Here is a 15,622-nt window from a genome sequence, read left to right on the forward strand (position 1 = left end):
TTTCCCGAGCGCGAAGTTGGCCGACCTGATCCGGAGAACTATTTCTCTGGGGCCGAGGTGTTTGAGCCTCCAACAATTTCAAGAAATTCGTTGTAATCGCGAATGTACTCTTTCTCATCGAACTTCTCCGAAGCGAGCACCAAACAAACAGACCCACTCGAAAAATTCTCAAGCTCTCGCCACGAGCGGGCAGGAACAAGAAGGCCGTAATATGAGCGGCGCAAGGAAATAACATCCTTGGTGGTGCCATCGCTGACACTGACATCGAAACTGCCGGATACAGCAATCAGCAGTTCATCGGTTACCCTATGCGCATGCCCGCCCCGCGAAGCACCTCCCGGCACATCGTAAAGATAGTAGGTCCGCGCGATTGGAAACGGCACATGATGTCCTCCCTCGATAAAGGTTAGATTTCCTCTCGGATCTACAATTCGGGGCAGGTCAATCAAGTGCCAGTTTGCCATTGCATGTTCTCCATTCTTATAGAAACGCTTCAGCGCCGATTGATCGACGCCCAAGCGCTGCGGAATTTACGCAAAAACACTCCGCTTCGGCAGTTTCTTGCATCGACGATAATAGCCCTGATTCGCCTCAGGGCCCGTCGTGCGGCCGCCCGCTGGAAATCGACTTGCGCTTCAAGAGCGGCACACTGGCTGTCTAATTCCCTTAAGCGGTCGAGGAATTGCTGTCGTTCCCCAAGCCATCGCTCTTCCTCTATCTTACTACTTCGGAGCGCATCCTGATACTGATCCAGATGTTCCTGAGACTCTCTCTTAAGTCTATCGATGTCTGCGAATAGGAACTGCCTTTCCTGTTGAAACTGTTTTGAAGCCTGATCTGAAACGATAACCTTCTGCCCGCCTTCCCAGAAAGCCTGCCTGTCATCGAGATAACTTTGCAATACATCGGGACGAAATAATGGACGAGGGGGAAGCCCCTCCGCCGGAGTTCGCATCGCCGTACGAAGCCGCTCGATCGTGTGATTGGCTGCATAATACGCCCGGGAGTGTTTTGACAAATCCTGGAGCGTCGCCTTGTCTTGCACACGCAAAAATTCATACAACTCTTCTGGCTTTCGCCAAACGCATGCTTTCGGATGCACTTCCGATTCAACGCTGAGAAGATTTGATCGATAGTTCGAATGCACAGCGACCGGTATGCCAGCCGCCATCGCTTCTACTGTCGCCTTGCCGCCTCCCAGAGGGAAGGATCCGATGTAAAGATCGACCTCCCGTTCGAGAAGCGCCCGGGACAGGCTCGCGACAAAAGGAACATGAATAAATCTCTCGCGATCGATCTGCGATCGGCGAAATTGCGTATAGAGCTTTTGCAAAAAGGAATCGGATAGCGGCCCGATGTGAAGATGGCGACCGCGCGTACTGGCAAGAATGTTGGGAAGAACGTCTTCGTATCTGTATGCGTATGGAATCTGCTCCAGATAATGCGAAGACTCGAACTTTTCAAAACCGCCGGACGTACAGCTCAGTATTTCCCCATGCTTCAAAAAGCCATCTAGCGGTCTATGCCCAAAGTCCTTAGCCGGTAATGGCCACAATTCATTCCGAATAATTCCTTCAGATTCCCTACAATAATAAAATCCTTTTGAGTGAAGATCGACATGCCGCGCGTTTTCCAGATGAACGCCGAGTGCAAGAGCATGGTTGCAATTATGAATATAGAACAGCTCTCCCGTTATTTCTGGTTGGCACGCTGCAATTAACGGAGCATCGAAGTGGTGCGGGAGAACGTAGGTTCTGCGTGGATTGCAGTTTATAAGCTGCGTCTGAAGCCAGCGAAGTCGCCCGAGATAATCTGAAGGCGGGCAGACGCAAATCGAAACATGTTGAGACTGGATCAGCGGCTCAATATCGGAAACAAGCGTATTCTCATTCAAATTCGATATGAGAATAGTATGATTTCCAGCCTCTCCGCACTCGATCATATCAAGCAAAAGGCGGGTCAGCCCTCCGGTTTTGGAAAGCTCCGTGACCAAATAAACCGCACCTGACGATCCCGAACGGCCTGAGAATTCCTTAAATGGAATTTCCCTGATGGCCAACCTGCCTATCTCGGAGCAAAGCGCATCCAGGTCCGGACTTGATAATACACTCCCTACACTCGTCTGATGGCTGATAACATCAGAAACAAACGCCGAGATTTCCGACAGAGCGAGGTTCAGCTCGTGCCCGGAGATTTCCTTTTCTATCTTTTTTCGAAACTCGCCGATACTGGCTTCCACGATTTCACTGCCCCGTAGCTTTACGCTGCCGCAAAATCCTTCGTCGTTCGTTCGAGCGAGCTTTTAAAAACTCTCCATCCTTATTCAATCCCAATCTACATAAACACTTGCCGAAAGTTCGCTCTATCCTCCAATGGAGCCTGGTAAATGCCTCCGCGTATTCCGCACCGACCTCGGTTTCATCAACGATCACCTCTCCCTCGTCTAGAAATGCCTGAAGCTGGTCAGCGTAATAGACGGGCCGGCGCGGCGGATCACTATCCCGATTTTCGATAACACCCAACACACACGCCTTCAAGAGTTCGGGCAAATGGTTTTCCTTGTAAAATTCAAATGCCTCGACAGATTGCCGCTTCAAATCATCGGGCGTGTAATTTTTCAGACTCGCACTTAATTCATCGAGGTCGCGCCAGACACCGGCGCCCGGATAAACAAGATCGGCAGATGAAAAGAACGCGCTTCGATAATTCGAATGAGCAAGAATCGGAATTCCCGCGCTCATCACTTCGATGGCAACCAATCCGCCACCCAGCGGGAATGATGTTAAATAAAGATCCACATTCCGCTCGATCAGGGCCTCAGGAATACGCGGAACGTAGGATACGTTGATAAAGCGATCCTTCGCTATTCCACCGTCTTCCAGACCGCGATGAATGTCACTCAACATTCCGCGGGATAGGCCACCGATGTGAATATGACGCCCTCCCGTAGCCGCGATAATTCGCGGAACAGCCTCCGCGTAAGAAATGGAATACGGAATCTTGCGATTCAAATGAGGCGATTCAAATTTCTCGAATCCTCCTGATGTGGCAGTAACGAGCCCATCAGCATTGAGAAACTCCTTTCGGAGAGGAAGCGAAGACGGTGCGGTGACCATGGGCCAATGCTGATTATTTTTGACCCCACAATTCTCCCGGCAATAGTAATATCCTTTCGCGTGGAGATCGACATGGCGATAATGCGGAACATGCGATCCCAGAGAAAGCGAATGATCGCAGTTGTGAATATAAATTATCTGATCGGCCATTCCTGGCTGAAGAGCCGCGATAGCCACGCTATCAAAGTGATGGATTAAAACATAAATCCTCTCGGGAGCTATTATTCGGATCTGGTTGCGCAACCAAACGACCTTCTGCGCGAAGTCGGCTTCCCGGCATATCGAAACGCTTGCATCCTGAAGGAAGTCAGGCACGTCGGCGTCAGTTATATCGTGCTCGATGTTGGTGATCAGAACGTGCCGTTCGCTCGCAGGATCGGCTTGCATCAAAGAGCTGATCACTCGTGAATGGCCGCCCCGTTTAGAGACCCCGGTGGCCAGGAACACACATTTGCCAGCCCGGGGCGTCGTAACATTTACCGGCGCGAACAGGTTGCCGATATCAAGGCATAATCGATCCAGCTTCGCGGACGAGAATACTCGTGCGATGGAGCGCTCTTGAGAAATCACCTGGATTACAAAAGCCGCGATGGATTGCAGCGCTGACGCAGGGTCCCCCGCTTCCGCGACGGACAAAACACGCTGGCAAAAGCCCGAGACCGTTGGCTCTTGTTCCAAATTCACCTCCGTCCAAGAAGATTATTTTGGAGCGTGGCCAACGGCATGGTGTTCACGCCAGCTAGCAGCATCCGACGCCGGATTCCAACGGTAGCCTAGATAATTATATAGGAATGGCTCCGCAGAGTATTTGAGACCGCGCGAGTTGAGCAGGCGGGGCATGTCAATCTGCTGACCCATGAAAGGCAGCGCCACAACATTGTTAAGCGCCCTTCTGATATACCCCGGAGATGTGTTCACGCCCCCTCGGTGATAAGTCATTCCATCAAGAACTATAACTGATCCCGCACTCGCCTCAAGCGGCTTCGCATGCCTGGCTAAATAGGAATCCGATGGAAATTCTTCGTGCAGATGAGAACCTGGCAAAATCCATGTCGCTCCTCCCTCGACGAAAAATTTGTCGATGCAAATCAGGAAATTCAGCAGAAGCGGCTGCGAGCAAATCCAGTGCTGATAGGAAAGGTCTCTATGCCATTTTGTTTGGAAATTCGTCTTCTTCGATCTGTTTATGATGCCATTCTGCTGAAGAAGAACATAATTTTCACCCAGCACACCCTTAATAATCGACTGGATGGTTTCATTGATCGACAGATCCAGGAACCGCCGATCATATGCCAGCGGACACCTCACTATGTCGGTGTCATTCGCTTTTTCAAGAATGTCTTCGCCAGTTTCCTGCACTTGCAAGGCGTAGGTCGCATCAATCAGCTCCGAAGCCTCTTTCATGATGTCCGGAGAAAACACATCGGAAAGCACAACGTATCCCTCTCGACGAAGCTCTTCGAGATAGATCTCGATCTCCGTAGAAGCCCGGTGCTGCCGCCTTACACCGTAAGACTGTGATCCGTTGTTAGTCATGCCTCTCCCCCGTCATCTCGGAGCTGATTGTATCGACCTCGTAAAACTCATGGACTACTCCGCCCCCGCCAAACTCCGCTTTAAATTGAAAGAGGCCTTCGTTTAGGACTTGCCCTGCGCGTTCAGTAGAAATGCCGAAATTGAAGTAGCTATGCTGCCGTTCCATTGCTTCCTCGATAGCCCGATCGAAAAGCAGATCCAGTGCGTTCAATTGCTGGCCCAAAGCGCTTGAGGCGATATATTGGGAATGGGTGGCATTCCGGGTGATGAAGAGAACGAGTCCTGCAACCACTCGGCCCTCGTAATGAGCGGTAAGGAAACGCACGGACTCGGGAAACAAGTCATGAAGCAGGGATATCTCGCTCAGCGTATGAACGGGAGTCGCCCCGTGTTTTTGCTCTAGATTTTCCTCAAGAACCGGCCAAAGCTCTTTCGCGCAAGATGGCGCGTCATGTATTTCAATTCCGAAAGACTGCGCCTTTTTCAGACTCCGCTTACGGCGGCTGGCCATCGGTTGCCGGTTGGCCAAATTCAACGCAACAGATAAGTCGCAGCGAAACAACCGGGCCTTGAGGCGAAACAGCGCATAGAGATCATCTTCAGCTGGGCTGCGATGATATATTCGGGGAACCACTTTGTAATGAAGCTTGTCAAAGCCGCGCCGGCTGAAAAGCAAAAGCGATTGCTGTAGCGCACGGATCATCCACTCTCCGCGAAGAGAACCATCGTGGACAATCCCCCCATAGGTGATTCCGGGATGGCTAACTACCGTGCCAGAGATCGTTTTCTCTTGTGCAGCGGGAAACACACCCAACAGTTTTGAACCATTTCTGATGCAGATCGACGCATCAACGAATCGTGCTCCATGGTAGTTCAAAAAACGCCGGGTATGCAAAAACGTTCCGGACGTCGATCGCAGGGCTAGCTCGTCCCATTCCTCCTCGTTCCGGGGATCGAAAAAATCGACACTTAAATCCATTAGGCTTCCTCGATCGCGATAGAAAGCCCACGCTCTCCGTAGTTGTCCCCGTTATAGAACATGTACCGCTGTCCACCGACAGAAACGATGGCCGGATAACATTGGGTGTCAGTATCCTTCTCCGACGCCGAACGGATAAATTGCAGTTCGCCGTCCCTGCGATTCCAAACTATTCCGTCATCAGAGGTCGCGTATCCGAAGATATATCCGCGAGATAAGCTCCGAATTGAATAGAACATCTCGAAGTCGCCAGACTGGGTTCTCATGACAGACGGCCGGCTGAACCCATGTTCCCTGGCTGGATCTATTGTCAGGCTCGGCGTCCCTGCCTCAGCCCATTCGATGCCATCCACGGACTCGGAATAATGCATATTATAAACGGGCGCTCGCTTTCCATCCAGATCGCACCAATCGCTGCCCGCAATATACCAACTTTTGAATATCCCGTTCTCAACGAGAACATGATTGCCGCAACGGAAATACAGCTCCTTGTCGCTTCGATCCATTATTGGAGATCTGGAGATTTTCGAGAAGGTCTTTCCGCCATCGTCGCTCCTCGCAAGCCCGGTAAGTATCCGGTACGGGATGCCGCGACAAAGCTCAAAGCCATTATAATATAGGAGCAGCGATTGATCCGACAGACGAACAACGGAGACAGGCACAACTCCGTTATCGTCAAACGTGCCGGGCTTTCCGATGTCGAGAACAGGATCAGGGCTGGAATAGAGGACCTTGAGAGGATTGGACGCGGAGACATCCACGAAACCTATCCGTCCGACATTGCTGGCATCTCGACAGTAAAAATAGACTCGAATTACATCCCGATTCAGGATCAAAGGCGTTGCGAGCGTCGCATGGGTTTTCTGCCAATGATATTTAGGGTCCGGCCCCCAAACTAACCCAAGACTCCTCCACTTCATCGCGTCACCTTGAATGCCTACTTGACCTTGAAGAATCTACGAGCACCAATTTTTGCGATCTCGTGCTCCGGGGCCCGGACTATAGAATCCTTTGGAACATTCCTGGTGATCGAAACGCCGGGACCGATCCAGCAATCCTCCCCGACTTCAACATTATTTCCTATCGCACTGTTCACGCCCAGGAAGCAATTTTCCCCGATCGTGCAAAAGCCTGAAACGACCACATGCGACGAAATAAAAGCATTGTTCAAAACCTTTGAATGATGACCTATATGATTTCCGCTCCACAGCACAACATTGTCGCCAATCGCAGAGAATGGCTGGACCGTATTATCCTCGAATATAAAAACGTGCTCGCCCAACTGGACATTCCGCCAAACAAAAGACCGCGAGCTTACGTAACTCGCAAGCCGATATCCCGAGGCCTTGGCAGATAAGGCCAATCTGGTTCGCAGCCGGTTCAACTGAGAATAAACGATCGCGACATAAACATCGTATTCCGATGGAGGATGAGTGCTGCTTAAGGTTTCGAACGGCACAACTGGAACGCCATTAAGCGAATCCCGCTTCAAATATTCCGATTCAACCGCGAACGCGACGGGGGAGTAAGTGCTGTCCACCTCGAAGTACTCGAGCGCGATTTCGGCAAATGCGCTGTCTCCGACGATCACAAGCTTGCGTGTTTTCTTCATCTACTTTTCCAAAACAGGCGAGTGCAGAGATTTCGTCACTGATTTGAGAACGCTACAGACAGTCTCGACCGCATCATTGGTCATGTGGGGACCGATTGGCAAACTAAGGACTTCGTCTGCAAGCATCGAGGCAATCGGGAAACTGCCAGCCTCCCATTCTCCGCGATAAGCGTCTTGCCTGTGAGGCGGCACCGGATAGTGTATGAGAGTTTCGATACCGTGCTCCAACAAAGCCGAACGAAGCTCGTCTCTCTTGTGATGACGAACAGCGAAGATATGCCACGCCGGTGCGCAGCATTCGAGTACGCGCGGTAAAACGAACTGGTTTTCGCCCTGTAGCAAGCGAAGATAGGTGCTGGCGTGAGCCGCACGCCTGGCATTCCACTCGTTCAGCTTATGTAATTTTGCCCGCAAGATCGCCGCCTGCATTGGGTCCAGACGACTGTTAAAGCCACACACTTCATTCAAATACCGGACTTTGGAGCCGTAGTTTCGAAGAATGCGGATTTTCTCAGCGAGCGTTGGATCATCGGTTGTAACTGCGCCCGCATCACCCATCGCTCCGAGATTCTTGCTTGGATAGAAACTCCAGGCAACAACATGCCCGTGAGCCCCGATACGTCTCTCCCGATAAGTTGCTCCGTGCGCTTGAGCGGCATCTTCCACGACATAGAGGCCGTGTCTCTTTGCAATGCCGAGAATGGGGTCGAGGTCGGCCGGCTGGCCGTAAAGATGCAAGGCGACGATAGCCTTTGTTCTTGAGGTGATCGCAGCCTCGATGAGGTCCACGTCGATATTATAAGTGGCGGCGTTCGGCTCAACAGGTACAGGCCGAGCTCCCGCGCGAGTAATGCTGAGCCAGGTCGCGATGTAAGCGTTCGAAGGCACGATCACCTCGTCGCCGGGGCCGATACCTAATGCTCGCATGGAAAGATGCAGGGCATCGAGCCCGCTCGCCACGCCAACAGCATGGGAAGCCCCGCAATAGTCTGCAAACTCGGCCTCAAACGCCTCGACTTCTGATCCAAGTACGTATGACCCGGACTGCGCCACTCTTTCGAAGGCCGCATTAATTTGCGGTTGAAGCTCGACGTAAGCAGCGTGAATGTTGAGAAACGGAATCCTCACAGCTCTGTCGCCTTGGCGAAGGAGCGGTTCCTGACGATCAAAGTCGAGGCGACTGATATCCGCGACTGGCGTTCGCTAGCGAGATCGACCTTTCGAACGACAGTCGCCGTTTCGTAAAGAAAGTCCATGGTACCCCGATAAGATAAAACTCGAAGCTGCGCAACTCCGATCGTCTCCAGCTAGCAACAAACGACTCAGCAGACTATGGAACAGTGTGCAGGCCGCGGGGATCGACATTGGATTCAATCTAAAGACCCCACGCGCTCACACCTGCAATATTTCAAGGCCGCACTATGACGATGTCTTCTCGCCTATTGGCCATCGGCAAATCATCCGGCTGCGGAACTACGTATGCGTCAAAACCTTGAGAGCGGGATCGCTGAACGATCGACATGATGACCGCGTCATCGATCTGGTCGAAATTGATTTCGTTAAACGTCACCTGCGGAAGATCGTCGGTTTTCATAAAGGCCTGGTGGAAACGAATTCCCGTTTCGCTGGAGAAAAAACGGTGCCGTTTCGAAATATTGGGAATGTCTCCGATCAGCATTTGCCCTCCCGGGGCAAGCAGCGACAGCGAGAGATCCAGGAATCCATAAAATCCAATTTCCACAAAAATATAATGCAGGACGCTGTAACAGATCAGTACGTCGATCTTCCCGGAAAATGCCTCAAACAAAGAAGGGCAGTCAGGATATCGGGCTGCGATCTTTTTAATAAAATCAGCATCTGGCAGCAACGACAGCATCTCGGAACTATCGACGAGCAAAAGCTCATGATTGTGCTCGCCGCAGAGATCGATGATGAGCTTAGGCAGGCCGCTACAGCCAGGACCAATATCAAGCACCCTCTTCTGAGAGAGGCTGAGATTGCCCAGCTTGGATAGAATGTCAGCGAATATGCGATCTTCTTTTCCGGCCCGGTAGGAATCAGGAAAGCCAATTTTTTCATAGCGAGACAGCTTCGGATCGACAGCCATTCGCTTGAAATCATCGAACCCGACAAGTTCAGTTTTCGTCTGCTTTTTATTTGGCATGAACGACTCTCTTGCCCACCTTCGCGTCTGGGCGCGGCCTTCCTGGAGACACCGCCCCATTGCATTTTATGCAAATTCAAAAGACAGGCGCGACACTATCGCATCACACGAACGCGCCCCTACTCGTCGGGCGATCCGCCCCGTATCTTGTACACCTCTTCCACGTGGCCACGGATCATCCAGTGTGGCGATCTGCGAATGCGCCGAAACCCTCCTGCATCCTCGATCAGGTCCTGAACAACATTCTGATTGTTCACCCTCGTTTCGTGATTGATGCTAAAAAAGAAGTCGCGGCCTTTTGTGTTTATCAATTCAATGTAGTGCCGGGCAATATCGGCATCGATTTCAGGCATCGAGTCTATATTAATGAATATCGAGACTGATTTGTCGGCAAGGTCGTCAAGCTCCCAATAGGGAATAATTCTTACCGTGCCGGAGCCAGCCTCGCCCGCCAGATGTACGAAGCCTGGCCCAAGGCTTTTCATCAAATAATAGCCTTGAATGATACTCACGATCGGCAAGTCCGCCACCGTGACGAAGGAGGCGCCGGCCTTGGCCATATAAAACGCAAGCGTGCCGAGCCCCCCGCCGATTTCACAGACCGTTTTTTGATCGGTATCGAGTAAAAGCGAGCTCACTCGCCCGGCTGCATAAATTGCCAGAATTTCGGATATCGACATAATCCCCGCAGACGTACGCAAACCGAAGGCGCCGCCGCCCGCCTTCGGGGCAGAAATATCGAAAGATGCTCGCTGCCTGATACCCTCAAAGAGTCGTTCCAAATCGAGTTCGAAATATCCCGAGGGGCCCTGAAAGGGGCATTGGGGATTAGCCACGCCCAGAGATTCGGCAAGACTCAATACCCGATCGACTGTGAGATACGATTCAAACATAGTGGCACGTCGATCGTGCGCGATCGATGTATAACTATGGTACGATGCAAAGCCGGTAACCAGTTTGGTTGTGCATATTCTGGAAAGCGTTTCAGAAACTTCAGCCGCATTCCGGGCACTCAATGCAGCATCAAATTCCTTAAAGATATTTATGTAGTGCGCCCACATCCCCTGAATATTGGGAATCCCTCTGCGTCGACTCTCCTGCTTCATGTAGGAATAGTAGCCGATCAATCGATCGACGATCTCCGCCTGGTCCTCACCGGGATCATCAACCCTGAACTCAAACGTATTCGGCAACCTGTACGCCGTGAGATTATGTGACAGTCGATGAAGCAAATGCGGATCTCCCGGACGGCAGTAAATAGGGCTATCAATCTCTCTAAACACCCCTCGGCGGGGCTTTCAACCCGGAATTGCTGCATTTCGACTGCGCGGCAACAAGAGGCTTACTGGAATTTTCCGGTGAGGCGGCTTGATGCCGGATAATGCCTGAGTCTTTGTTGCATCGGGGCGGAATTCTCGGGCATCATGCGCCAAGCCGGACGTACACCCCGTGATTCGACATTTCAAATGTCACCATCTCTCCGGCAGCCGGGCAAATCGGGGCTGATGACTTAAACGGCTATTTGAGAAGCCAATTGCCGGCCCGGATTTCAGCACCTATGGGCAGTTCCGGGATCGGCCCCGCACAGAGATGGAATCCGTGGGCCGCCTGAAGCCACATCGAGCCCGACTTCAAACCAACGCGGCGCGGCATGATTTCATACTTCACACCCAGCGTTTGGAGTGACCGGCTGGCATGCACTGGCGAAAGCCGCGCAGAAGCGCGGCTTATTCTATCCCCCGCGCCCATCAAATCGCCGCCCCGCCATTTGGTGCACAGGCGAGCAAATCAAGGCGCGCTGGAGTCCTTCACGCCTGCTGGTCGCGCAGGAAATCACAAGCCGCATCGAAATCCTGATAGCTCTCGATAGCCACATCCGCGCTGAGTTCGGACATCGGCGGGTTGCTGTAGCCGAAGGTGACGCCGATAAACGGGATGCCGGCATATTGGGCGCAGCGCATATCGATCGCACTATCGCCCACCATGATTGCTTCCTCACGGGACGCGCCAAGGCTGGCAACCGTTTCCAGCAATGAGACCGGAGATGGCTTGGCTGGCCGGTTCGGCCGCGCTCCGACGACCACATCCAACTGGCTGCTGAGCCCCAACGCATCGACGATTTTCTGCGCCAGACCTTCTTCCTTGTTGGTGCATATTCCAACCGCGATCCCGCGCTTGCGCAGATTGGAAATCAGCTCCGGAACTCCGGAATAAGGACGCGTGAGATCGGTCGCGCGCGATTCATATAGCTTCTTGAACTGTGCGACACGGACCGGCAGTTCGTCAGCCCCCAGCACCACGTCTCTTGCCATAAAAGCCCGCTGAACCAGCGCCGTGATGCCATCACCGATGAAACGGATGACATCCTCCAGGGAAAAAGGAGCGTGCCCTTCGGACGCAAGAAGCTCGTTGATCGCACTGGCGATATCTCCTGCGCTATCGACGAGTGTGCCATCAAGATCGAACACAACCGCGGACGGCCAGTTTGACGTCCGTTTGGCTCTAGGCATGGGTTCCTCCGATTGCGCCGGTTGCCGCCGCCCTGATGGCGGATATATTTGCGCGATAAGATTCAATCGTTCTGCCGCCGAATACCGCCGATCCCGCGACCAGAACATCCGCTCCGGCGGATGCGGCAAGAGCGGCCGTCTCGGGATTGACTCCGCCATCCACTTCCAGCCGGATCGGCCTGTCGCCGATCATGGCGCGTATCCGCCGAATCTTCTCAAGCTGCGAACGGATAAACGACTGGCCGCCGAATCCCGGATTCACGGTCATGACCAGAATGAGATCGACACGATCGAGGACCTGCTCGATGATATTTTCCGGGGTCGCCGGACAGATGGTCACGCCGGCGCGCTTGCCAAGCGAGCGGATCAACTGCAACGACCTGTCCAGATGCGGCCCCGCCTCCGCGTGGATCGTGATGATGTCGGCCCCCGCCTTGGCGAAAGCCTCGAGATAGGCGTCCACCGGCGCGATCATCAAATGAACGTCGAAAATCTTCTTCGACCGCGAGCGGACGGCCTTGATGACATCGGGGCCGAAGCTGATGTTCGGCACGAAATGCCCGTCCATCACGTCGCAATGGATCCAGTCCGCGCCCGCGGCGTCGATCGCCTCGATCTCTTCGCCGAGGCGCGCAAAATCCGCCGACAGAATGGAGGGTGCGATCAGAACCGGATTCGACATGACTATGGATTCTCCCTTTCCCGGCCGCGGCTATTCCGCGGCATTGGAAAAAACCCGGCTCGCGGTCACGTCTCCGGCGTCGATCGTCATCACATCCTCGCTGGTCAGGACGCGGTCGAGATCGGCCACCAGCCGGTTGGCCTGACGCAACCGGACCCGGTCCAGCGCATTCCGGATCGAGCGCGCGTTGGAGAACAATGGCTGCGTCTTGCGCGCCGCAATGTAGCGCACGAACGCATCGCGCGCCGGGGGCGAGAAGCGATAGCTCTGCTCCGCCAGCATCAACTCCGCGATCGCGAGCAATTCCGGATCGGTATAATCCGGGAAATCAATATGATGGGCGATACGAGATCGGAAGCCGGGATTGCTCTCGAAAAATTTTTCCATCCGGTCGCCATAGCCCGCAAGGATCACGACCAGATCCTCCCGCTGCGATTCCATGATCTGCAACAGGATTTCGATGGCCTCCTGGCCATAGTCGCGTTCGTTCTCGGGGCGATAGAGATAATAAGCCTCGTCGATGAACAGCACGCCGCCCATCGCTTTCTTCAGGATTTCCTTGGTCTTCGGCGCGGTATGGCCGATGTACTGCCCGACGAGATCGTCGCGCGTGACGTTGATGACGTGGCCGCGCCGCACGAAGCCGAGCCGGTGCAGAATGCCCGCCATCCGCAGCGCCACCGTCGTCTTGCCCGTTCCCGGATTACCGGTGAAGGACATGTGCAGGGTCGGGAAAGTCGTCGCCAGCGCCATCTTGCGACGGATACGCTCCACCAGAAGCAGCGATGCGATTTCGCGAATCCGGGTTTTCACCGGCACAAGCCCGATCAGTTCGCGATCGAGCTGAGACAGGATGGATTCGATATCGACCGCTTCAAATTCCTGACGCAGATCGACCGACGAAACCGGCGGCTCCTGCACGGCATGATCGGTGCTCGATGCTGATGGGGCGCTGGAGTTCACGTGGTTCACCATCCATTACGGTGCCGCCGCACGGCTCGCACCTGTCATTGTCATTCGTTCAAAAAAATGCTCCGTCGCCCTCCTCGCGACGACGGAGCAAGTCATCCGACACTACCCTGATGTCATCCGGTATGTCGGAAACGTGTCATCACGAGTAACGCGCGCCTTCCGGACGGTTCGCCGCGTAGGAGTAGGTCGAGTAACGCATGTTGCGCCCCTGTGCCTCCTGCCGCTGCAAGCCGAAACCGGGCTCCTCCGCCGGGCGGTTGACGATGAAGGAAATCCGCACCGACTCCCAGCCGTGGCTGGAATCGAATCCGCAGACGCGGATGTAGCGATCGCCATAGACGCGGCGGCAATCGGCGAGCTCCTTCATGATGCCGGCGGCATCGCGCAGGTCGAACATCGGCAGTCCCCACATTTCCCAATAGGTGTTGCGGGGGTGCGGGTCGTCGGTGAACTCGATGTTCACCGCCCAGCCCTTCTCGAGGCAATACTGAACCTGGCTCTTGATCTGGTCGTCGGTCAGATCAGGAAGAAACGAAAAACAACCTTGAGTGATACGCATATGTCCCTCCTGTTAAACCGCGACGCTCGGGGTCGTCACGAAATCCGGCGCGTCGGTTGATTGATAGTTGAAGGTCACGTCCTTCCAGACCTCCAGCGCTTCGCGCAGCGGGGTGCAGGTCTGCGCCGCCTTCGCCAGAATTTCCGGACCCTCGTGCACGTAGTCCCGTCCCTCGTTGCGGGCGAGGATCATGGCCTCGAGCGCGACGCGGTTCGCGGTTGCACCGGCCTGGATGCCGCGCGGATGGCCGATGGTGCCGCCACCGAATTGCAGCACGACGTCCTCGCCGAGCAGATCCAGCAACTGATGCATCTGACCGGCATGAATGCCGCCCGACGCCACCGGCATCATCTTGTTGAGGCTGGCCCAGTTCTGATCGAAGAACACGCCATGCTCCAGGCACAGCGGATTGTAATCCTCGCGGCAGATATCGTAATAGCCGCGCGTGGTGTTCGGATCGCCTTCGAGCTTGCCGACGACCGTACCGGCATGGATGTGATCCACGCCCGCCAGCCGCATCCATTTCGCGATGACGCGGAACGAGACGCCGTGCAGGCGCTGGCGCGTATAGGTCGAGTGTCCGGCACGATGCAGATGCAGGATCATGTCGTTGCGGCGCGCCCATTTCGCCATCGACTGGATCGCGGTGTAACCGATCACGAGGTCGATCATGACGATGTTCGAGCCGAGCTCGCGCGCAAAATCGGCACGCTCGTACATGTCTTCCATCGTCGCCGCGGTGACGTTCAAATACGTCCCCTTGATCTCGCCGGTGGCGGCCTGCGCGCGGTTGACAGCTTCCATGCAGTAGAGGAAGCGCTCACGCCAATGCATGAAGGGCTGCGAGTTGATGTTCTCGTCGTCCTTGGTGAAATCGAGTCCGCCCTTCAGCGCCTCATAGACGACGCGGCCGTAGTTGCGGCCGGACAGGCCGAGCTTCGGCTTGACCGTGGCGCCGAGCAGCGGACGGCCGAACTTGTCGAGACGCTCGCGCTCGACGACGATGCCGGTCGCGGGACCCTGGAAGGTCTTCACGTAGGCCACAGGAAGCCGCATGTCTTCCAGACGCAGCGCCTTCAGCGGCTTGAAGCCGAACACGTTGCCGATGATCGATGCGGTGAGGTTCGAGATCGAACCGGGCTCGAACAGATCGAGGTCGTAGGCGATATAAGCGAAGTAGCTGCCCGGCGAGTTCGGCACCGGATCGACGCGATAGCATTTGGCGCGATACTTCTCCGCCGCCGTCAGGCGGTCGGTCCACACCACGGTCCACGTCGCCGTGGAGGATTCGCCCGCCACCGCCGCGCAGGCTTCCGTCGGATCGACACCGTCCTGCGGCGTGACGCGGAACAGCGCGATCACGTCGGTGTCCTTGGGCACATAGTCGGGCTCCCAATAGCCCATACGCTTGTATTCCATGACCCCGGATTTGTAGCGGTCCTTACCGCGAACGGTCATTGATTGGTCATTCATTTTCAGTCCTCCTGATATC

At 54.4% G+C, this 15,622-nt stretch carries 15 protein-coding genes; all 15 read right to left on the minus strand.

Annotated elements, in window-relative coordinates; all coding sequences use genetic code 11:
• Positions 1-38: 38 nt before the first annotated feature.
• The 15 genes from AFIC_RS13080 to AFIC_RS13150 all read right to left on the minus strand — a co-directional run bounded on the left by AFIC_RS13080 (position 39) and on the right by AFIC_RS13150 (position 15,603).
• Positions 39-464: a sugar 3,4-ketoisomerase gene (locus AFIC_RS13080; RefSeq protein ID WP_275246664.1), complete on the minus strand. Its 426-nt coding sequence runs from the start codon at positions 462-464 to the stop codon at positions 39-41.
• Between the two features lie 29 nt (positions 465-493).
• Entirely contained in the window at positions 494-2,239 is a 1,746-nt protein-coding gene (locus AFIC_RS13085) for a glycosyltransferase (RefSeq protein ID WP_275246665.1), read from the minus strand.
• 4 nt (positions 2,240-2,243) lie between these two features.
• Positions 2,244-3,800 carry a glycosyltransferase family protein gene (locus tag AFIC_RS13090; protein ID WP_275246666.1) on the minus strand — a complete coding sequence of 519 codons (1,557 nt, stop codon included), beginning with the start codon at positions 3,798-3,800 and terminating at the stop codon, positions 2,244-2,246.
• A gap of 15 nt (positions 3,801-3,815) precedes the next feature.
• On the minus strand, positions 3,816-4,652 hold the full coding sequence (locus AFIC_RS13095; RefSeq protein WP_275246667.1) for a phytanoyl-CoA dioxygenase family protein: 837 nt from the start codon (positions 4,650-4,652) through the stop codon (positions 3,816-3,818).
• Positions 4,645-5,631: a GNAT family N-acetyltransferase gene (locus AFIC_RS13100; protein WP_275246668.1), complete on the minus strand. Its 987-nt coding sequence runs from the start codon at positions 5,629-5,631 to the stop codon at positions 4,645-4,647. The genes AFIC_RS13095 and AFIC_RS13100 overlap by 8 nt, the downstream gene beginning before the upstream one ends.
• On the minus strand, positions 5,631-6,392 hold the full coding sequence (locus AFIC_RS13105; RefSeq protein WP_275246669.1) for a sialidase family protein: 762 nt from the start codon (positions 6,390-6,392) through the stop codon (positions 5,631-5,633). Before AFIC_RS13105 ends, AFIC_RS13100 begins: the two co-directional genes overlap by 1 nt.
• Positions 6,393-6,568: 176 nt before the next feature.
• A complete protein-coding gene (locus AFIC_RS13110) occupies positions 6,569-7,243 on the minus strand; it encodes an acetyltransferase (protein WP_275246670.1) in 675 nt (224 codons plus the stop codon).
• Positions 7,244-8,371 carry a DegT/DnrJ/EryC1/StrS family aminotransferase gene (locus AFIC_RS13115; protein WP_275246671.1) on the minus strand — a complete coding sequence of 376 codons (1,128 nt, stop codon included), beginning with the start codon at positions 8,369-8,371 and terminating at the stop codon, positions 7,244-7,246.
• A 280-nt stretch (positions 8,372-8,651) separates the two neighbouring features.
• The gene (locus AFIC_RS13120) at positions 8,652-9,407 is read right to left on the minus strand and encodes a class I SAM-dependent methyltransferase (protein WP_275246672.1); all 756 of its coding nucleotides are present in this window, start codon (positions 9,405-9,407) and stop codon (positions 8,652-8,654) included.
• Between the two features lie 119 nt (positions 9,408-9,526).
• Entirely contained in the window at positions 9,527-10,600 is a 1,074-nt protein-coding gene (locus AFIC_RS13125; protein ID WP_275246673.1) for a putative sugar O-methyltransferase, read from the minus strand.
• A 615-nt stretch (positions 10,601-11,215) separates the two neighbouring features.
• Positions 11,216-11,875 carry an HAD-IA family hydrolase gene (locus AFIC_RS13130; protein ID WP_275246674.1) on the minus strand — a complete coding sequence of 220 codons (660 nt, stop codon included), beginning with the start codon at positions 11,873-11,875 and terminating at the stop codon, positions 11,216-11,218.
• Positions 11,876-11,909: 34 nt separating this feature from the next.
• Positions 11,910-12,599: a ribulose-phosphate 3-epimerase gene (rpe, locus tag AFIC_RS13135; protein ID WP_275246675.1), complete on the minus strand. Its 690-nt coding sequence runs from the start codon at positions 12,597-12,599 to the stop codon at positions 11,910-11,912.
• Between the two features lie 30 nt (positions 12,600-12,629).
• Positions 12,630-13,562 carry a CbbX protein gene (cbbX, locus tag AFIC_RS13140; RefSeq protein ID WP_275246676.1) on the minus strand — a complete coding sequence of 311 codons (933 nt, stop codon included), beginning with the start codon at positions 13,560-13,562 and terminating at the stop codon, positions 12,630-12,632.
• A gap of 148 nt (positions 13,563-13,710) precedes the next feature.
• Positions 13,711-14,130, minus strand: coding sequence for a ribulose bisphosphate carboxylase small subunit (locus AFIC_RS13145; RefSeq protein ID WP_275246677.1), 420 nt, complete (start codon positions 14,128-14,130; stop codon positions 13,711-13,713).
• Between the two features lie 12 nt (positions 14,131-14,142).
• A complete protein-coding gene (locus tag AFIC_RS13150) occupies positions 14,143-15,603 on the minus strand; it encodes a form I ribulose bisphosphate carboxylase large subunit (protein ID WP_275246678.1) in 1,461 nt (486 codons plus the stop codon).
• Positions 15,604-15,622 lie beyond the last annotated feature (19 nt).

Source organism: [Pseudomonas] carboxydohydrogena (assembly GCF_029030725.1).
Lineage (GTDB): Bacteria > Pseudomonadota > Alphaproteobacteria > Rhizobiales > Xanthobacteraceae > Afipia > Afipia carboxydohydrogena.

Bases quoted from the DNA above. Each gene is read 5' to 3' on its own strand.
- AFIC_RS13080 (WP_275246664.1), bottom strand. From the start codon at position 464: ATGGCAAACTGGCACTTGATTGACCTGCCCCGAATTGTAGATCCGAGA.
- AFIC_RS13145 (WP_275246677.1), bottom strand. From the start codon at position 14,130: ATGCGTATCACTCAAGGTTGTTTTTCGTTTCTTCCTGATCTGACCGAC.
- AFIC_RS13110 (WP_275246670.1), bottom strand. From the start codon at position 7,243: ATGAAGAAAACACGCAAGCTTGTGATCGTCGGAGACAGCGCATTTGCC.
- rpe (WP_275246675.1), bottom strand. From the start codon at position 12,599: ATGTCGAATCCGGTTCTGATCGCACCCTCCATTCTGTCGGCGGATTTT.
- AFIC_RS13100 (WP_275246668.1), bottom strand. From the start codon at position 5,631: ATGGATTTAAGTGTCGATTTTTTCGATCCCCGGAACGAGGAGGAATGG.
- AFIC_RS13150 (WP_275246678.1), bottom strand. From the start codon at position 15,603: ATGAATGACCAATCAATGACCGTTCGCGGTAAGGACCGCTACAAATCC.
- AFIC_RS13095 (WP_275246667.1), bottom strand. From the start codon at position 4,652: ATGACTAACAACGGATCACAGTCTTACGGTGTAAGGCGGCAGCACCGG.
- AFIC_RS13120 (WP_275246672.1), bottom strand. From the start codon at position 9,407: ATGCCAAATAAAAAGCAGACGAAAACTGAACTTGTCGGGTTCGATGAT.